Origin of the sequence: Streptococcus intestinihominis, assembly GCF_046824975.1 — a bacterium.
In the GTDB taxonomy this organism is placed as follows: Bacteria; Bacillota; Bacilli; order Lactobacillales; family Streptococcaceae; genus Streptococcus.
In genome coordinates, this window is sequence record NZ_JBKQBL010000003.1 from 267,493 (window position 1) to 270,590 (window position 3,098).

Annotated in this window: 3 protein-coding genes; 1 reads left to right on the plus strand and 2 read right to left on the minus strand. The window is 44.5% G+C overall.

Annotated elements, in window-relative coordinates; genetic code table 11:
• Nucleotides 1-108 precede the first annotated feature (108 nt).
• Nucleotides 109-963, minus strand: coding sequence for a bifunctional methylenetetrahydrofolate dehydrogenase/methenyltetrahydrofolate cyclohydrolase (locus ACLOR3_RS06505; protein WP_411400647.1), 855 nt, complete (start codon nucleotides 961-963; stop codon nucleotides 109-111).
• Nucleotides 964-1,119: 156 nt separating this feature from the next.
• Nucleotides 1,120-1,350 (minus strand): DUF1797 family protein, encoded by a 231-nt coding sequence (locus ACLOR3_RS06510; RefSeq protein WP_006596773.1) that lies wholly within the window; start codon nucleotides 1,348-1,350, stop codon nucleotides 1,120-1,122.
• Between the two features lie 229 nt (nucleotides 1,351-1,579).
• Between ACLOR3_RS06510 and ACLOR3_RS06515 the strand changes: the two genes are divergently transcribed.
• A partial coding sequence (locus ACLOR3_RS06515; RefSeq protein WP_412037082.1) for an AAA family ATPase occupies nucleotides 1,580-3,098 on the plus strand: 1,519 nt, incomplete at its 3' end.

Consider the following 3,098-nt stretch of genomic DNA (forward strand, 5'->3'; position numbering starts at 1 on the left):
TTTTACCACGTTTAGGCTAAAAAAAGGCAGGAAGCGAAGTTCCTACCTTAAAAATCTTTCTAATCATTCTACAGCTACAGACACTGTCTCGAATCCATCCAAGTTCGCCTATTTTTTCAAGGCCCGAACAGCCGCCTCATAGGTCTGAGACATGAGCATGGTAATGGTCATAGGACCAACACCACCTGGAACCGGAGTGATGTGACTAGCCAGAGGAGCTACTTGTTCATAGTCGACGTCTCCACAAAGCTTCCCATTTTCATCACGGTTCATTCCGACATCGATAACGACTGCTCCCTCTTTAACAAAGTCAGCTGTAACAAATTTGGCACGACCGATCGCCACCACTAAGATATCTGCTTTTCTAGCAATTTTTGCCAAATGATGAGTCCGCGAATGGGTCAAGGTCACCGTTGCATTTTTTGCTAGGAGAAGCTGGGCCATCGGTTTCCCCACGATGTTGGAACGGCCAATGACGACTGCATTTTTCCCTTCGACATCGATATCATATTCTCGGAACATTTCCATAATCCCTGCTGGTGTAGAGGGAACCATGACTGGATTTCCTGCCCAAAGATGTCCCATATTAAGAGGATGGAAGCCGTCGACATCCTTATTAGGATCAATGGCTAACAAAACTGCCTCATCGTCGATATGGGCTGGTAGAGGCAACTGGACTAAAATACCATGCCAGAGTGGATCCTGATTGTAGCGGTCAATGAGGGCCAACAATTCCTCTTGGGAAATGCTTTCTGGCACTCGAACCACTTCACTTCGAAATCCTGCTGCCAAAGCTGACCGTTCTTTATTGCGGACATAGACCTGGCTAGCTGGGTTTTCTCCCACCAAAATCACTACCAAGCCTGGGACCTGACCAGTCTCAGCCTTTAAGCGAGCGGTTTTCTCAGCCAATTCCCCTTGCAATTTTACTGCCAAGGCCTTCCCATCAATTACATGTGTCATCTCAATCTCTTTTCTATTCAATATCTTCTCTATTATATCAGATTTGTGAACCTGCTCCTAACACTTCTTGATTAGACAAGGTTATAAGAAGAAACTATAACTATTTTCTTCCAACAAAAAAGAGACTAGATGCTCTAGACTCTTGATTGATACTTCTTAGTACAACAATTCGTAGATTTCCATTGCGATTAAGTCAATGCTATCGAATGTATAGGTCTCACGCGCTTCTACATCACGAAGAGTAAATACTGATCCATTTTCTTCATCATAGTTGTAAGCTACTTCAGCAACTACAACCCCTTCACGTTCAAAATTACGTTTTAAGTTTCCACCGTCTTTCGTCATCGCTTCCAAACGGCTGATAATTCGTACCAAATGTGATTCCATTTTGATTCTCCTATTTACTTTCTACTCTCCTATTTTATCATAAAAGAAGGAGGAAATTCCAATAAAAATCAACTTTTCCGCTATTTTCCTCTTTATTCCATGCCTAAAACCGGACTTCATACTAAATTCTTGCAAACTTTTAGAATACTGCTATAATGAAACTATAAAAGTTTGACTATTTCTGACCAATAGTTTTTACACTTTTTACCCTAGAGAAAGAGGTAAGAGAATGCTTTGTCAAAACTGTAAAATCAATGATTCAACCATTCATCTTTATACGAACGTGAATGGCCACCAACAACAAGTAGACCTTTGCCAGAACTGCTATCAAATTATGAAAACGGATCCTAACAATAGTCTGCTCGCAGGATTAAACCAACAAAATCGCGGAGGACGGGATCCTTTTGAAGATTTCTTCAATCAACTAGGAAACTTCCAGGCTCCGCAAGAACCCCAAACCCCTCCGACCCAATCTGGGGGAGGCTATGGTGGTGGAAATGGCTATGGTTCTAATGGAAACGGTCGTTCTTCAGGACCCAACAGACCCCAAGCCAAACAACAACCAAAGGGCCTTCTAGAAGAATTTGGAATTAACGTTACTGAAATTGCTCGTCGTGGGGATATCGATCCGGTCATCGGCCGTGACGATGAAATTCTTCGCGTCATTGAAATCCTCAACCGTCGAACAAAGAACAACCCTGTCCTGATTGGGGAACCCGGTGTCGGAAAAACAGCTGTCGTAGAAGGACTAGCGCAAAAGATTGTTGATGGGGATGTCCCTCACAAGCTTCAAGGTAAGGAAGTCATTCGCTTAGACGTTGTCAGTCTGGTTCAAGGAACTGGGATCCGAGGGCAATTTGAAGAGCGCATGCAACAATTGATGGAGGAAATCCGTCGCCGGGAAGATGTGATTTTGTTTATCGATGAGATCCATGAAATTGTCGGTGCTGGATCTGCTGGAGACGGCAATATGGATGCTGGAAATATTCTCAAACCAGCCCTCGCTCGTGGCGAATTGCAATTAGTCGGTGCGACGACACTCAATGAGTATCGTATTATCGAAAAGGATGCAGCACTTGAACGCCGGATGCAACCCGTTAAGGTCGACGAACCTACAGTGGAAGAAACCATCACCATCCTCAAAGGCATTCAAAAGAAATACGAGGACTACCACCACGTCCACTATACCGATGGTGCGATCGAGGCTGCGGCTCTCCTTTCTAATCGCTATATCCAAGACCGCTTCTTGCCAGACAAGGCCATTGACCTCTTGGACGAAGCAGGCTCTAAGATGAACTTAACCCTCAATTTTGTCGATCCCAAAGTCATCGACCAACGCTTAATTGAAGCCGAAAATCTCAAGGCTCAAGCGACGCGCGATGAGGACTTTGAAAAAGCTGCCTACTTCCGCGACCAAATCGCTAAGTACAAAGAAATGCAAGGGCAACAGGTCACTGATCAAGATACGCCAGTCATTAGCGAAAAGACCATCGAACACATCGTCGAGCAAAAGACCAATATTCCAGTTGGCGATTTGAAAGAAAAAGAACAATCCCAATTGATCAACTTGGCAGCTGACTTGAAGGCTCATGTCATCGGTCAAGATGAGGCTGTTGAAAAAATTGCTAAGGCCATCCGTCGCAACCGGGTAGGGCTTGGAACACCAAACCGTCCAATTGGTAGCTTCCTCTTTGTTGGACCAACTGGTGTCGGGAAGACCGAGTTGTCCAAGCAATTGGCCATCGAAC